General features: G+C 69.1%; 13 protein-coding genes and 2 tRNA genes. 12 read left to right on the top strand and 3 right to left on the bottom strand.

What is annotated here, in order from left to right:
* Window positions 1–120: 120 nt before the first annotated feature.
* Window positions 121–315 (top strand): hypothetical protein, encoded by a 195-nt coding sequence (locus ACZ7DE_RS07410; RefSeq protein WP_108999428.1) that lies wholly within the window; start codon window positions 121–123, stop codon window positions 313–315.
* Window positions 316–378: 63 nt separating this feature from the next.
* Here the strand turns inward: ACZ7DE_RS07410 and ACZ7DE_RS07405 are convergent, their stop codons facing one another.
* Entirely contained in the window at window positions 379–756 is a 378-nt protein-coding gene (locus ACZ7DE_RS07405) for a DUF6083 domain-containing protein (protein WP_470758749.1), read from the bottom strand.
* A gap of 347 nt (window positions 757–1,103) precedes the next feature.
* Window positions 1,104–1,177, bottom strand: a tRNA-Gly gene (locus tag ACZ7DE_RS07400).
* A gap of 166 nt (window positions 1,178–1,343) precedes the next feature.
* Between ACZ7DE_RS07400 and ACZ7DE_RS07395 the strand changes: the two genes are divergently transcribed.
* The 5 genes from ACZ7DE_RS07395 (at window position 1,344) to clpX (ending at window position 6,294) form a co-directional block, all read left to right on the top strand.
* A tRNA-Pro gene (locus tag ACZ7DE_RS07395) sits at window positions 1,344–1,420 on the top strand.
* A gap of 204 nt (window positions 1,421–1,624) precedes the next feature.
* The gene (tig, locus tag ACZ7DE_RS07390) at window positions 1,625–3,016 is read left to right on the top strand and encodes a trigger factor (RefSeq protein ID WP_470758748.1); all 1,392 of its coding nucleotides are present in this window, start codon (window positions 1,625–1,627) and stop codon (window positions 3,014–3,016) included.
* A gap of 282 nt (window positions 3,017–3,298) precedes the next feature.
* Entirely contained in the window at window positions 3,299–3,907 is a 609-nt protein-coding gene (locus ACZ7DE_RS07385; protein ID WP_030779489.1) for an ATP-dependent Clp protease proteolytic subunit, read from the top strand.
* A gap of 235 nt (window positions 3,908–4,142) precedes the next feature.
* Window positions 4,143–4,823: an ATP-dependent Clp protease proteolytic subunit gene (locus ACZ7DE_RS07380; protein ID WP_470758747.1), complete on the top strand. Its 681-nt coding sequence runs from the start codon at window positions 4,143–4,145 to the stop codon at window positions 4,821–4,823.
* Window positions 4,824–5,004: 181 nt separating this feature from the next.
* A complete protein-coding gene (gene clpX, locus ACZ7DE_RS07375) occupies window positions 5,005–6,294 on the top strand; it encodes an ATP-dependent Clp protease ATP-binding subunit ClpX (RefSeq protein ID WP_079662266.1) in 1,290 nt (429 codons plus the stop codon).
* A gap of 66 nt (window positions 6,295–6,360) precedes the next feature.
* Here clpX and ACZ7DE_RS07370 read toward each other — a convergent pair whose 3' ends face one another.
* The gene (locus ACZ7DE_RS07370) at window positions 6,361–7,332 is read right to left on the bottom strand and encodes a hypothetical protein (RefSeq protein WP_470758746.1); all 972 of its coding nucleotides are present in this window, start codon (window positions 7,330–7,332) and stop codon (window positions 6,361–6,363) included.
* 136 nt (window positions 7,333–7,468) lie between these two features.
* Here ACZ7DE_RS07370 and ACZ7DE_RS07365 point away from each other — a divergent pair, with 136 nt between their 5' ends.
* The 6 genes from ACZ7DE_RS07365 to mreC all read left to right on the top strand — a co-directional run bounded on the left by ACZ7DE_RS07365 (window position 7,469) and on the right by mreC (window position 14,972).
* Window positions 7,469–10,120: a valine--tRNA ligase gene (locus ACZ7DE_RS07365; RefSeq protein WP_470758745.1), complete on the top strand. Its 2,652-nt coding sequence runs from the start codon at window positions 7,469–7,471 to the stop codon at window positions 10,118–10,120.
* 90 nt (window positions 10,121–10,210) lie between these two features.
* Window positions 10,211–11,743 carry a bifunctional tetrahydrofolate synthase/dihydrofolate synthase gene (gene folC, locus ACZ7DE_RS07360; protein ID WP_470758744.1) on the top strand — a complete coding sequence of 511 codons (1,533 nt, stop codon included), beginning with the start codon at window positions 10,211–10,213 and terminating at the stop codon, window positions 11,741–11,743.
* Window positions 11,744–11,754: 11 nt separating this feature from the next.
* Window positions 11,755–12,120, top strand: coding sequence for a DUF4233 domain-containing protein (locus tag ACZ7DE_RS07355; RefSeq protein WP_470758743.1), 366 nt, complete (start codon window positions 11,755–11,757; stop codon window positions 12,118–12,120).
* Window positions 12,121–12,186: 66 nt separating this feature from the next.
* Window positions 12,187–12,600: a nucleoside-diphosphate kinase gene (gene ndk / locus ACZ7DE_RS07350; protein ID WP_393251511.1), complete on the top strand. Its 414-nt coding sequence runs from the start codon at window positions 12,187–12,189 to the stop codon at window positions 12,598–12,600.
* Between the two features lie 231 nt (window positions 12,601–12,831).
* Window positions 12,832–13,851 (top strand): rod shape-determining protein, encoded by a 1,020-nt coding sequence (locus ACZ7DE_RS07345; protein ID WP_020127820.1) that lies wholly within the window; start codon window positions 12,832–12,834, stop codon window positions 13,849–13,851.
* A gap of 182 nt (window positions 13,852–14,033) precedes the next feature.
* The gene (mreC, locus tag ACZ7DE_RS07340; protein ID WP_470758742.1) at window positions 14,034–14,972 is read left to right on the top strand and encodes a rod shape-determining protein MreC; all 939 of its coding nucleotides are present in this window, start codon (window positions 14,034–14,036) and stop codon (window positions 14,970–14,972) included.
* The last annotated feature ends 5 nt before the right edge of the window (window positions 14,973–14,977 follow it).

The raw sequence follows: 14,977 nt of genomic DNA, 5'->3' as shown, positions 1-14,977 counted from the left end.
TCCGGCGCACTCACGTTCGGAGTCGGCCGCGCGATGATGCGTCACGGGCCGCATAGGGAGGCCGGGTTGGTGGCACGATGGTCTCGGGAGTGCGGACCGACCGAGGGCGTGTGATCAGTTGTGGCCATTTCACTGTCAGTGGTGCTGCTGTTGGCGATCATCCTGGTCGTGCTGATCCGAGGAGGGTCGATCAAGGCGGGCCCGGCCATCGTCGCCATCCTGTTCGGCTTCTTCCTCGCCTCGACCGGCATGGCGCCGTCGATCAACAGATTCCTCAACTCCCTCGCGGACACGATCAACTCCATCAGCTTCTGAGCCCGGCGGTCCGACCGGCCGAAGCGCCGGGGCGGCGCCCCCGAACCGTGGTTGCCGCGTGATCTACGGCTCCCCCCACTCGGGGACGCACGTCATGCGGTGAGCCGGCACGACGGGTTCGCCCGGGAGCGGATCGATTCCGCGGACCCGTACGGCCACGACGTCCGTGGTGATGAGGGATCGGCCCGGAAGCCTCGTCAAGCGCCACCTGAAGGCCTCCGGGACGTCTTTGGCGGGCAACTCCACCATGGCGAGACTGACCCATCGGTCGTAGTTGGTGGGATACACGCGAACGGAAGCGCCGCATTCCGGGCAGAGCGGTGGCTCGATCCATGTCGCGTCGTCGGGGTCGGGATCCGGTCTGGGGGCGGCTGTCGCCCCGTCGGCCTCGGCCATCTCGTTGGCGAAGCCGTTCCAGCACGTCTCGCAGTAGCTCGCCATGAGACCGAACCGTCCGCGTTCACGCACGGTGAGGCCGGTCTCCCCGCAGCGATGGCATGCCAACCGGTCACGATCCCGAATCGCCCCCATGTGTTTGAGTGTGAGCGAATCTGACCGGATCCCAGTAGGTCGCGATTTGGCCGTATTCGACGATCAGGGGCGCAGGCGGGCCTCCATGCCCGGTGATGAGCGCGCCCTGAGCCGGCGCCCTGAGGCACCACCCCTCGAAAAGAGGTGCGCTCGCCAGTCCGTGAGTCAGACGCGGGACGCGGCGGACTGATCGGCGTCCTCGGAAAACGACGAGGGCCAGGCGGAGGAATGAACCTCCGGCCTGGCCCTGCGTCTTCTGGAGCGGGCGACGGGAATCGAACCCGCGTAGCTAGTTTGGAAGACTAGTGCTCTACCATTGAGCTACGCCCGCACGCGACGCGCCGCAGGTCGGTGGACCGCGGCACTGCACGCATCGTAGCGGGTCGGCGGGCTGTGTCGCACACCGCGTTTCCCCGCCCCGTCGCGGCCCGCCCGGAGGCTCGGCAAATGCGGCGGTCAGAGGGCCTGCGGGCATGTACCCTACGTGTCGCACCAGACGGGGTGTGGCGCAGCTTGGTAGCGCGTCCGCTTTGGGAGCGGAAGGCCGTGGGTTCAAATCCCGCCACCCCGACCACCGACCGCGGTCGCCCCCGGTCGTCACCGGCCACCTGCGCGGTCACGTCGCTTGATCGCCTTTGGGGCGTGTCGTCGCTGCCGTTACTATGCAAGCTGCACGCCCGTATGTCCTCATCCTCTGAAGTCCTCCGGGCGGCGAATCCGCCGGAGCCGGTCTGGCTCCGGCAGAAACCAAGAAGTCAGCCCCCAAGGAGACCGAACCGTGAAGAGCGCCGTGGAGACCCTGAACCCGACCCGGGTTCGGCTCAGCATCGAGGTGCCCTTCGAGGAGCTCAAGGACAGCCTCGACGCGGCGTACAAGAAGATCAACCAGCAGGTCACGGTGAAGGGCTTCCGCAAGGGCAAGATCCCCGCCCGGGTCATCGACCAGCGCTTCGGCCGTGGCGCCGTGCTGGAGGAGGCCGTCAACGACGCGCTGCCGAAGTTCTACACCGAGGCGGTCAACGAGGCCGAGATCGACGTCCTCGGCCAGCCCGAGGTCGACATCACGGAGCTGAAGGACGGCGAGACGCTGAACTTCACCGCCGAGGTCGACGTCCGTCCCGCCCTCGAGCTCCCCGAGGACTTCTCCACCATCGAGGTCGAGGTCGACGCCGTCGAGGTCACGGAGGAGGACATCGACAAGTCGGTCGAGCAGCTCCGTGAGCGCTTCGCCTCGACCTCGCCGGTCGAGCGCGCCGCCGCGGACGGCGACGTCGTGACGGTGGACCTGGAGGCCAAGGTCGACGGCGAGGTCCTCGAGGACGGCGTCGCGAGCGGCGTCTCCTACACCATCGGCTCCGGTGAGCTGCTGGACGGCATCGACGAGGCCGTCAAGGGCCTGGAGGCCGGTGGCGAGGCCACCTTCACCTCCGAGCTGAAGGGCGGCTCCGCGGCCGGCAAGGAGGCCGAGGTCACCGTCAAGGTCACCCAGGTCGCCGCCCGCGAGCTCCCCGAGCTGGACGACGAGTTCGCGCAGCTCGCCTCCGAGTTCGACACCCTCGAGGAGCTCAAGGCCGACAGCCGCAAGCGCCTCGAGAACATGAAGCAGTACGACCAGGCCACGCAGGCCCAGGAGCGCGTCCTGGAGAAGCTGCTGGAGCTCGTCGAGGTGCCCGTCCCCGAGAAGCTGCTCGAGGACGAGATCAACACCCGCAAGCACAACCTGGAGCACCACCAGCTCGGCCAGATGGGCCTTGACCTCGACAAGTACCTCGAGATCCAGGGCAAGACCGCCGAGGAGTTCGACACCGAGACCCGCGAGGCCGCGGTCAAGGGCATCAAGACCCAGTTCGTGCTCGACGAGCTCGTCAAGCGCGAGAAGCTGAACGTCAACCAGGAGGAGCTCACCGAGCACCTCATGCGCCGTGCCGCCTCCTCTGGCATGTCCCCCGACCAGTTCGCCCAGGCGGTCGTCGAGGGCGGTCAGGTTCCGCTGCTGGTCGGCGAGGTCGCTCGCGGCAAGGCGCTGGCCACGGTCGTCGAGTCCGCCACGGTGAAGGACACCAACGGCGAGGTCATCGACCTGGACGACGAGGAGGAGGAGACCGCGGAGGCCGCCGCCGACGCGGAGACCTCCGAGACGGAGTCCTCCGAGGAGAAGTCCGAGGCCTGACACGCCTCGCGTCGCCTCTGACGCAGACATGAGGGGCCCCGGGGCGGGGATGCGCTCCGGGGCCCCTCTGTCTTGTCGTGCTCCCGTGCTGTCGTGCGCCTGCCGTACGGGCCCCGGCCGACTACGCCCCCGGCGAACACTCTCCTCTCCGGGATTCCCCGAAGGGACCCGCGCGTTAGGGTCCATGAGTACGAGGGCAGGGGAGTCCCCGAGCCCCAGGCAGTACACGTGAGACGGCCCGGCGCCGTCGTAAGACGAGCAGGTGGATACGTGACGAATCTGATGCCCTCCGCCGCCGGCGAGCCTTCCATCGGTGGTGGCCTCGGCGACCAGGTCTACAACCGGCTGCTCGGCGAGCGGATCATCTTCCTCGGCCAGCCGGTCGACGACGACATCGCCAACAAGATCACCGCACAGTTGCTGCTCCTTGCCGCAGACCCGGACAAGGACATCTACCTGTACATCAACAGCCCCGGCGGCTCCATCACGGCCGGCATGGCGATCTACGACACCATGCAGTTCATCAAGAACGACGTGGTGACCATCGCCATGGGCCTGGCAGCCTCCATGGGCCAGTTCCTGCTCAGTGCGGGCACCCCCGGCAAGCGCTTCGCGCTGCCGAACGCCGAGATCCTGATCCACCAGCCCTCCGCGGGCCTGGCGGGGTCGGCCTCGGACATCAAGATCCACGCCGAGCGGCTGCTGCACACCAAGAAGCGCATGGCAGAGCTGACCTCGCAGCACACCGGCCAGTCGGTCGAGCAGATCACCCGCGACTCGGACCGCGACCGGTGGTTCGACGCGTTCGAGGCCAAGGAGTACGGCCTCATCGACGACGTCATCCCGACGGCCGCCGGCATGCCGGGCGGCGGCGGTACCGGGGCGGCCTGAGCGAGGCCGCCGACGGCGGCAGGGCCGCCCAGGGCGCTCCCCGGAGCATCCTGAGCCCCTGATCCCTTCCGAGGCTCCAGGAGCCCGCTGGGAGGCTCCGGGTGGCCCGGGAAGCCCCTCGGGGCCCCCGGGCCACCCGGAGCCTCCCAGCGGGGCCCGGAGCCCCTCAGAAGCCGTCAGAGCCCCTCTCCAGCCCCTCCAGCCCACCGCCCCAGCCCCCTCTTCAGGAGACACCGTGAACGACTTCCCCGGCAGCGGCATCTACGCCCGCACCGAGGCCGAATACACCGGCCCCCGCGCCGAGTCCCGCTACGTCATCCCGCGCTTCGTCGAGCGCACCTCCCAGGGCATCCGCGAGTACGACCCGTACGCGAAGCTCTTCGAGGAGCGCGTGATCTTCCTCGGCGTGCAGATCGACGACGCCTCCGCCAACGACGTCATGGCGCAGCTGCTGTGCCTGGAATCGATGGACCCCGACCGGGACATCTCGGTCTACATCAACAGCCCCGGCGGCTCCTTCACGGCGCTGACGGCGATCTACGACACGATGCAGTTCGTGAAGCCCGACATCCAGACGGTCTGCATGGGCCAGGCGGCCTCGGCCGCCGCGATCCTGCTGGCCGCCGGTACGCCGGGCAAGCGCATGGCGCTGCCGAACGCGCGCGTGCTCATCCACCAGCCGTACAGTGAGACCGGCCGCGGACAGGTCTCCGACCTGGAGATCGCCGCCAACGAGATCCTCCGGATGCGCGCGCAGCTGGAGGACATGCTGGCCAAGCACTCGACCACGCCGATCGAGAAGATCCGCGAGGACATCGAGCGCGACAAGATCCTCACGGCCGAGGACGCCCTGTCGTACGGCCTGATCGACCAGATCATCTCCACCCGGAAGTTGAACAACGAGTCTCTTCGTTGACGTTCGCGGTCGTCCCGTTCAGGGCCCCTCGGCACGGTGTGACACGGTCCACGTCGCAGTGAACCGTGCCAAGGGGGGCCCGAACGGGGGCCCAGGCAAGGTACCGTCGGAATAAGGCAGCACCAGGAGCCGCTGGATTCGAAAGCGTCCAGGCGTCTCCCAGGCGAAGGGGAAGCACACCGTGGCACGCATCGGTGACGGCGGCGATCTGCTCAAGTGCTCGTTCTGCGGCAAGAGCCAGAAGCAGGTCAAGAAGCTCATCGCAGGGCCCGGTGTCTACATCTGCGACGAGTGCATCGATCTCTGCAACGAGATCATCGAGGAAGAGCTCGCGGAGACGAGCGAGGTCCGCTGGGAGGAACTCCCGAAGCCACGCGAGATCTACGAGTTCCTCGAGGGCTACGTGGTGGGCCAGGAGCCCGCCAAGAAGGCCCTGTCGGTCGCGGTGTACAACCACTACAAGCGCGTCCAGGCCGGTGAGAACGGCGGCGCCCAAGGGCGCGACGACGCCATCGAGTTGGCGAAGTCCAACATCCTCCTGCTGGGCCCCACCGGCTCGGGCAAGACGCTCCTCGCGCAGACCCTCGCGCGCATGCTGAACGTCCCCTTCGCGATCGCCGACGCCACCGCGCTGACCGAGGCGGGCTACGTCGGCGAGGACGTCGAGAACATCCTGCTGAAGCTGATCCAGGCGGCCGACTACGACGTCAAGAAGGCCGAGACCGGGATCATCTACATCGACGAGATCGACAAGGTCGCGCGCAAGAGTGAGAACCCCTCGATCACGCGCGACGTGTCGGGCGAGGGCGTGCAGCAGGCCCTGCTGAAGATCCTGGAGGGCACCACCGCCTCCGTTCCGCCGCAGGGCGGCCGCAAGCACCCGCACCAGGAGTTCATCCAGATCGACACGACGAACGTGCTGTTCATCGTGGGCGGCGCCTTCTCGGGCCTGGAGAAGATCATCGAGACCCGGGCCGGCGCCAAGGGCATCGGCTTCGGCGCGACGATCCGCTCCAAGCGCGAGCTGGAGTCCAAGGACCAGTTCGAGGCCGTCATGCCCGAGGACCTGGTCAAGTTCGGCATGATCCCGGAGTTCATCGGCCGTCTGCCGGTCATCACCTCGGTCCACAACCTGGACCGCGAGGCGCTCCTGCAGATCCTGATCGAGCCGCGCAACGCGCTGGTCAAGCAGTACCAGCGGCTGTTCGAACTCGACGGCGTGGAGCTGGACTTCGAGCGCGAGGCCCTGGAGGCCATCGCCGACCAGGCCATCCTGCGCCAGACCGGCGCCCGCGGTCTGCGCGCCATCATGGAGGAGGTCCTCCAGGCGGTCATGTACGAGGTCCCGTCCCGCAAGGACGTGGCCCGCGTGGTCATCACGGCGGACGTCGTCCTCTCCAACGTCAACCCGACCCTGATCCCCCGCGACGCCCGGGGTGGCCGCGGCCCGGGCGAGCAGAAGACCGCCTAGGCGGCACCCGTACGACGACGGGGCCCCGGTCGACCGACCGGGGCCCCTTCGTCGTGTGCGGCGTCGTCACGCCTTGACGCGGACCTCGTCGCGCAGCTTCGTGGTGATGTCGATCGCCACGTCCTTGGTGACGCCCTTCGTGGCGTCGCCCGGCGAGACCATGGCGATGGTGCTGTAGTCCGCCCACGCGCAGAACCAGTCGGTCTTCTCCTGCTTGCTGACGGTGTCCTTGCCCGTGGCCGCCTGGCACTTCATGACCGCGCCGTCGAGGTCGGCCTCCTCGGGCTCGCCGACCAGCTTGGTCTCGGAGCCCGTGCTGCTGGAGGAGCTCTTCTGGGACGACTTGTTGAAGTTGGCGAAGAAGAGGTCGAGCGCCTTCTCGGGGTCGTCGATCGTCCCGTAGGCGCCGGCGTAGGTGATGCCCTTGGCCGTCGCGAGCTCGGACGCGTCGGGAACGGTGCTCGGGTCAGCGGGGTCGTACCCGGTCAGGTCCGCGGTCGAGTAGACGCCGATCACGCTCTTGCCGTTCTTGACGCCGCTCTTCTCCAGGTCGGCGGCCGAGCCCTCCGTCGCGCTCGCACCCTCCTTGGAGGCCCGCTTGTAGTCCGTGAGGACGGTTGCCGGGGTGTCCAGCTTGTGGGCGCCGTCGTCCTGCAGGCCACCGGCGCCGCCGCTCCCGGCGAGCACGAAGTACGCGCCCACGCCGATCGCGGCCACGACCGCCACCGCGCCGACGATGATGCCCGCCTTCTTGCCGCCGCCGCCCGGCGCCGGGGGCTGCGGGACGCCGTAGGGAGGCTGGCCGTAGGGCGGCTGCTGGCCGTACGGGGGCTGCTGGCCGTAGGGCGGGGCCTGCGGGGGCACGCCCTGCGGCGGCTGCGCCGGGTAGCCGTAGCCGGGCTGCGGGGCGGGAGGCTGCTGGGGGTAGCCGTAGCCGGGCTGCGGCGCCTGCGGCTGCTGGCCGTACGGGCCGGGCTGGCCGTACGGTCCGGGCTGCTGGGGCTGCCCGCCGTACGGGCCCGGCTGGTTGTGACTCATTCCTGGGTTCCCCTCCAGATGCTTATGTGATTTTCACATCCTGGCTCAAACCCAACGCCCGCACGGCAGCGGGGCCCCCACCGTTACAGAGGAAACACGTTTCGGGACGGCCCCGTGACACCCCTAAACTGGGCGCGTGACCGAGAACGCTCAGCAGCAGCCATCAGCGCCCCACACCGAACTGCCGACCCAGTACGCGCCGGCCGACGTAGAGGGGCCGCTGTACGAGCGCTGGGTGGAGCGGGGTTACTTCGAGGCGGACGAGAAGAGCGACAAGCCGCCGTACACCATCGTCATTCCGCCGCCGAACGTCACGGGCAGCCTGCACCTGGGCCACGCCTTCGAGCACACGCTCATCGACGCCCTCACCCGCCGCAAGCGCATGCAGGGCTTCGAGACGCTGTGGCAGCCCGGCATGGACCACGCCGGCATCGCCACGCAGAACGTCGTCGAGCGCGAACTGGGCAAGGAGGGCAAGTCCCGTCACGACCTCGGCCGTGAGGCGTTCGTCGAGCGCGTCTGGCAGTGGAAGGGCGAGTCCGGCGGCCAGATCAGCGGCCAGATGCGCCGCCTCGGCGACGGCGTCGCCTGGTCGCGCGAGCGCTTCACCATGGACGAGGGCCTCTCCCAGGCCGTCCAGACCATCTTCAAGCGGCTCTACGACGACGAGCTGATCTACCGCGCCGAGCGCATCATCAACTGGTGTCCGCGCTGTCTGACCGCGATCTCCGACATCGAGGTCGAGTACCAGGACGACGACGGCGAACTCGTCTCCATGAAGTACGGCGAGGGGGACGACACCATCGTCGTCGCCACCACGCGCGCGGAGACGATGCTCGGCGACACGGCCGTCGCCGTCCACCCCGACGACGAGCGCTACAAGCACCTGGTCGGCAAGGAGATCCGCCTCCCGCTGACCGACCGCTCCATCCCGGTCGTCGCCGACACCCACGTCGACCCGGAGTTCGGCACCGGCGCCGTCAAGGTGACCCCGGCGCACGACCCGAACGACTTCGAGATCGGCCAGCGCCACAACCTGCCGTCGCTCACCGTCATGGACGAGCACGCCGTCATCACCGCCCACGGCCCCTTCCAGGGCCTGGACCGGCTGGAGGCCCGCTCCGCCATCGTCGCCGCGCTGCGCGCCGAGGGCCGGATCGTCGCCGAGAAGCGGCCGTACGCCCACTCCGTCGGCCACTGCTCGCGCTGCAAGACCACCATCGAGCCGCGCCTGTCCATGCAGTGGTGGGTCAAGGTCGGCCCGCTGGCGAAGGCCGCCGGCGACGCCGTCCGTGACGGCCGCGTCAAGATCCACCCGCAGGAGATGGAGAAGCGGTACTTCGACTGGGTCGACAACCTCCACGACTGGTGCATCTCGCGGCAGTTGTGGTGGGGCCACCGCATCCCGGTCTGGTACGGCCCGAACGGCGAGGTCGTCTGCGTCGGACCCGACGAGGAGGCGCCGACCGGCGAGGGCTGGCGTCAGGACACCGACGTCCTCGACACCTGGTTCTCCTCCGGCCTGTGGCCGTTCTCCACGCTCGGCTGGCCCGAACAGACCGAGTCGCTCGCGAAGTTCTACCCGAACTCCGTCCTGGTCACCGGCTACGACATCCTCTTCTTCTGGGTCGCCCGGATGATGATGTTCGGCCTGTACGCGATGGACGGCACCCCGCCGTTCCACACCATCGCCCTGCACGGCATGGTCCGCGACCAGTTCGGCAAGAAGATGTCGAAGTCCTTCGGCAACGCGGTCAACCCGCTGGACTGGATGGACAAGTACGGCTCCGACGCGCTCCGGTTCACCCTCGCGCGCGGCGCCAACCCCGGCGTCGACGTCCCGATCGGCGAGGACTGGGTCCAGGGTTCCCGCAACTTCGCCAACAAGATCTGGAACGCGACGCGCTTCGCGCTGATGAACGGCGCCACGGTCGACGGCCCGCTGCCGGACGCCTCGAAGCTGTCGGCGACCGACCGCTGGATCCTCTCCCGCCTCAACTCGGTCGTCGCCGAAGTCGACGCGCTCTACGAGGACTTCCAGTTCGCGAAGCTCTCCGACGCGCTGTTCCACTTCGCGTGGGACGAGGTCTTCGACTGGTACGTCGAGCTGTCCAAGACGACGTTCATGGCCGGCGGCGAGCCCGCGAAGGTCTCCGGCCGTGTCCTCGGCGAGGTCCTCGACGTCACCCTCAAGCTGCTGCACCCGATCGTCCCGTTCGTCACGGAGACCCTCTGGACGACGCTGACCGGCGGCGAGTCCGTCGTCGTCGCCGAGTGGCCGACCGCCGTGCTGGTCCCCGGGGCCGACGCCCCCGGCGGCTTCCGGGACGCGGCCGCGGAGCAGGAGATCGAGAGCCTGCAGTCCGTCATCACCGAGGTCCGCCGCTTCCGCGCCGACCAGGGCCTGCAGCCGGGCCAGCGGGTCCCGGCCCGCCTCACCCTGGACGGCACGCCGTTCGCGGCGCACGAGGCGGCCGTCCGCCAGCTGCTGCGCCTGCAGCCGGAGGGCGAGAGCTTCTCCGCGACGGCGACCCTGCCCGTCGCGGGCGCCACGGTCGCGCTGGACCTGTCCGGCACCATCGACGTGGCCGCCGAGCGCAAGCGCCTGGCCAAGGACCTGGCCGCCGCCGAGAAGGAGAAGGCCCAGGCCAACGCCAAGCTGGGCAACGAGGCCTTCCTGGCGAAGGCCCCGGACAACGTGGTCGACAAGATCCGCACCCGCCTCGCCAAGGCGGACGAGGACATCGCCCGCATCCAGACCCAGCTGGAGCGCCTGCCGCAGGCGTGACGGGCAGCACGTCGACGAAGGCCCCCGGGACCAGCACGGTTCCGGGGGCCTTCGCCCACGTCTGTCAGCGGTCGTCCGTAGACTGGCCCCGTGAGCGAGCTCCCCCCGAACGGCAACCCAGACGACCTGCCCGCCCCCTTCGACCCCCTCGATCCCTTCGACGAGATCATCGCCGAGGAGACCGACCGCGACCCCGATCTCGCGGTCATCGAAGCCGGCAGCCGCACCCTGCGCACCCAGGGCGGCGCCCCGCAGGCCGATGTGCCCGCGCGCCCCGAGGACCCCGAGGTCGACAAGGCCCTGCGCGAGGTCGAGGCGGAGCTGGCCACCCGCTGGGGCGAGACGAAGCTGGAGCCCTCCGTCGGCCGGATCGCCGCGCTGATGGACGTGCTGGGCGAGCCGCAGCGCTCGTACCCGTCGATCCACATCACGGGCACGAACGGCAAGACCTCCACGGCCCGCATGATCGAGGCCCTGCTCGGCGCCTTCGAGCTGCGCACCGGCCGGTACACGAGCCCTCACGTCCAGTCGATCACCGAGCGGATCAGCCTCGACGGCGCCCCGGTCTCCGCCGAGCGGTTCATCGAGACGTACCAGGACGTCAAGCCGTACGTCGAGATGGTCGACGGCATGCAGGAGTACCGGCTGTCGTTCTTCGAGGTCCTCACCGGCATGGCCTACGCCGCCTTCGCGGACGCGCCCGTCGACGTCGCCGTGGTCGAGGTGGGGATGGGCGGCTCATGGGACGCCACCAACGTGATCGACGGCGACGTCGCCGTCGTCACGCCGATCGACCTGGACCACACCGACCGGCTCGGCGAGACGCCCGCCGCGATCGCCGCCGAGAAGAGCGGGATCATCAAGCAGGACGCCACCGTCATCCTGGCCCAGCAGCCGGTCGACGCGGCCCAGGTGCTGCTGAAGAAGGCCGTCGAGGTCGACGCGACCGTCGCCAGGGAGGGGCTGGAGTTCGGGGTCGTCGCGCGTCAGGTCGCCGTCGGCGGGCAGCTGGTCACCCTGCGCGGACTGGGCGGCGAGTACCCCGAGGTGTACCTGCCGCTGCACGGCCCCTACCAGGCGCACAACGCGGCCGTCGCGCTCGCCGCCGTCGAGGCGTTCTTCGGCGTCGGCTCCCAGCGGCCCGAGCCGCTCGACATCGACACCGTGCGCAAGGCGTTCGCGGCCGTGTCCTCGCCGGGCCGCCTGGAGGTCGTCCGCCGGTCCCCGACCGTCGTCCTGGACGCGGCGCACAACCCGGCCGGCGCCCGGGCCACCGCCGAGGCCGTGGGGGAGGCCTTCGACTTCAGCCGGCTGATCGGCGTGGTCGGAGCCAGCGGCGACAAGAACGTGCGCGGGCTCCTGGAGGCCTTCGAGCCGATCTTCGCCGAGGTCGTGATCACCCAGAACACGAGCCACCGCGCGATGGACGCCGACGAGCTCGCCGCGATCGCCGTCGAGGTGTTCGGCGACGAGCGCGTCCAGGTCGAGCCCCGGCTGCCCGACGCCCTGGAGGCGGCGATCACCCTCGCCGAGGAAGAGGGCGAGTTCTCCGGCGGGGGCGTGCTGGTCACCGGTTCCGTCATCACCGTCGGCGAGGCCCGACTGCTCCTCGGGAAGGGCTGAGGTCCCCCATCATGCGTACGCTCTGCTCCTCGACCCTGATCGGCGAGTTCTTCGTCATCGGCTTCGCCGGTCTGGTCGCCATGAAGGACCCCGACCTGTCCATGTCCACGGTGTGGACGGTCTGCGGCGTCGCCATGCTCCTCAGCGTGCTGCTGTGCGGCATGGTCACCCGGCCCGGCGGCGTGGCCCTCGGCTGGGCGCTGCAGATCGCCCTCGTCGCGTCCGGCTTCTTCGTCCCCTTCATGTTCGTCATGGGGGTGCTCTTCGGGGCCCTGTGGTGGGCGTCGGTGCACTTCGGACGCAAGGTCGACGAGGCGAAGGCGCGCTTCGCCGCGCAGGCCGCCGCAGGCTCTGCGGATACCGCTGACGCTGCGTAACAGACGCCCGGACACGACCTGTAACCTCATCCCACCGCACACACCGGCAGTAGAAGGAGTCACCTCGTGAGCCAGCGCACCCTCGTCCTGCTCAAGCCCGACGCCGTCCGTCGTGGCCTGACCGGCGAGATCATCAGCCGTATCGAGCGCAAGGCCGGCTGGCAGATCACCGCGCTGGAGCTGCGCACGCTGGACCAGGACACGCTGGAGCAGCACTACGGCGAGCACAAGGGCAAGCCCTTCTACGAGCCGCTGGTGGACTTCATGGCCTCCGGCCCGGTCGTCGCGCTGATCGTCGAGGGCGAGCGGGTCATCGAGGGCGTGCGCGCGCTCGCCGGTCCCACCGACCCGATCGCCGCCGCCCCCGGCTCCATCCGCGGCGACTACGGTGTGATCGTCCGCGAGAACCTGATCCACGCCTCCGACTCCGAGGAGTCCGCCGAGCGCGAGGTGAAGATCTTCTTCCCCGGCCGGGCCTGACGCCCCCACGCCTGACGCTGCTGAAGCGGGCGATCGAGGGAACGTGAGCCCCCGAACGCCCGTCTCCAGAAGCGAACCCACACAGCATCTGCAAACAATGGCGGAGACCGCTCCGCAGTGTTCGTGCAGGCGCGTTTACGATGGAAGCCTTCACGTCACAGCACCCACCTCGCCGACCTGAAAAGCCCTCAAAGCTCATGGAAGGCCAGTCGAATCCTGATGGGGAACTCAATGTCGTTCATCGGCCGTGACATGGCTGTCGACCTCGGGACCGCCAACACGCTGGTGTACGTCAGGGGTCGCGGGATCGTACTCAACGAGCCGTCCGTCGTCGCGATCAACACCAACACCGGTGGCATCCTCGCGGTCGGCGCCGAAGCGAAGAAGATGATCGGGCGCACGCCCGGCAACATCGTTGCCGTGCGCCCGCTGAAGGACGGCGTGATCGCCGACTTCGAGATCACCGAGCGGATGCTCCGCTACTTCATCCTGAAGATCCACAAGCGGCGGTATCTGGCTCGGCCGCGAGTCGTCGTCTGCGTGCCCTCGGGCATCACGGGCGTCGAGCGCCGTGCCGTCATCGAGGCGTCGACCCAGGCCGGCGCCCGCCAGGTGCACATCATCGAGGAGCCCATGGCCGCGGCCATCGGCTCCGGCCTGCCGGTCCACGAGGCCACGGGGAACATGGTGGTGGACATCGGCGGCGGCACCACGGAGGTCGCGGTCATCTCCCTCGGCGGCATCGTGACCGCCCAGTCCATCCGTGTCGCGGGCGACGAACTGGACAACGCGATCATCCAGCACATCAAGAAGGAGTACAGCCTCCTCCTCGGTGAGCGGACCGCCGAACAGATCAAGATCACGATCGGTTCGGCGTACGACCTCGACGACGACCAGCACACCGAAATCCGCGGCCGTGACCTCGTCTCCGGGCTGCCCAAGACGGTCGTCATCTCGGCCGCCGAGGTGCGCAAGGCGATCGAGGAACCGGTCAACGCGATCGTCGACGCCGTGAAGACCACCCTCGACAAGTGTCCGCCGGAGCTGTCCGGCGACATCATGGACCGCGGAATCGTTCTGACCGGCGGCGGAGCCCTGCTGCGCGGGCTGGACGAGCGGCTGCGTCGGGAGACCGGCATGCCCATCCACATCGCCGAAGACCCGCTGGACAGCGTCGCGCTCGGCTCCGGAAAGTGCGTCGAGGAGTTCGAGGCGCTCCAGCAGGTGCTGGACGCCGCGCCCCGCAGATGACGTAACGCTTCGATTCCGCCGTACGGGATGATCTCCTCTCGTGCGGCGGATCGTTGATCCAGAGGCATAAGCTCCGACAAAGCGCCCTTGGCCGTCCTGGCCCGGGGCTACCCCAATTCCTGATCTGCTTCCTGATTCCTGTTTCTGGGTTTTTCTCTCGAGGAAGGGCACGGCCGCCGCACGTGAGGGACACACGAGAGAGCCGGCTGCTCCTGGTGCTGCTGATCGCCGTCGCGTTCGCGCTGATCACGGTGGACATCCGCGGCGGTGAGGACTCGCCGGTCGACGGGGCCCGGCAGGCCGCGGCCACGGTCTTCGGTCCGATCGAGAACGGCGTGTCGTCGGCGGTGGACCCCGTCGGCAACGCCGTGTCCGCGGTCCGTGACTCCGGCGAACGCCATGACCGGCTCGCCGGTCTGGAGCAGGAGAACGCGGCGCTCAAGGCGAAGCTCGGCAGCGACGACCGCAACCGCAGCCGGCTGACGCAGCTCGACAAGATCCTGAAAGTCGCCGGCGCCGGCCAGTACGGCATCAAGGGCGCGGAGGTCATCGCGATAGGAGCGGCCCAGGGCTTCTCCTGGACGATCACCATCGACGTCGGCGCGCACGACGGCGTCAAGCGCGACATGACGGTCCTGAACGGGGACGGGCTGGTCGGACGGGTCACCACCGTCGGGCCCGACACCGCGACCGTGCTGCTGGCCAGCGACCCCGACTTCACCGTCGGCACCCGGATGGAGGCCTCCGACGAGCTGGGCTTCGCCTCCGGGCAGGGCGACAGGCCGCTGCGCGTGGAACTCCTCAACGGCAAGGCCGACGTGAAGAAGGGCGACCGGCTGGTCACCTTCGGCTCGCAGGCCGACAAGCCCTTCGTGCCCGGCGTCCCCGTCGGCGTCGTCTCCCGCGTCGACCCCTCCGGCGGCGACCTCACCCGCACCCTCTACGTCACGCCGTACGTCAGCTTCACCAAGCTCGACATCGTGGGCGTCGTCGTCGAGGCCCCGAAGAAGGACCCGCGCGACACCGTGCTCCCCACCAAGCCCAAGCCGGTCCCCACGCCGACGGTGACCGTCACGGTCACGCCGAACGCGAACGCACCCGAAGACGGCCAGCAGCAGTAGGAGCT

This window comes from Streptomyces sp. NPDC037083 (assembly GCF_055606485.1).
The sequence above is the reverse complement of the archived record's forward strand: the minus strand, read 5'-3'. Positions and strand labels throughout refer to the sequence as shown.

Bases quoted from the DNA above. Each gene is read 5' to 3' on its own strand.
- ACZ7DE_RS07405 (WP_470758749.1), bottom strand. From the start codon at position 756: ATGGCGAGCTACTGCGAGACGTGCTGGAACGGCTTCGCCAACGAGATG.
- ACZ7DE_RS07385 (WP_030779489.1), top strand. From the start codon at position 3,299: ATGCCCTCCGCCGCCGGCGAGCCTTCCATCGGTGGTGGCCTCGGCGAC.
- ACZ7DE_RS07370 (WP_470758746.1), bottom strand. From the start codon at position 7,332: ATGAGTCACAACCAGCCGGGCCCGTACGGCGGGCAGCCCCAGCAGCCC.
- ACZ7DE_RS07355 (WP_470758743.1), top strand. From the start codon at position 11,755: ATGCGTACGCTCTGCTCCTCGACCCTGATCGGCGAGTTCTTCGTCATC.
- ACZ7DE_RS07345 (WP_020127820.1), top strand. From the start codon at position 12,832: ATGTCGTTCATCGGCCGTGACATGGCTGTCGACCTCGGGACCGCCAAC.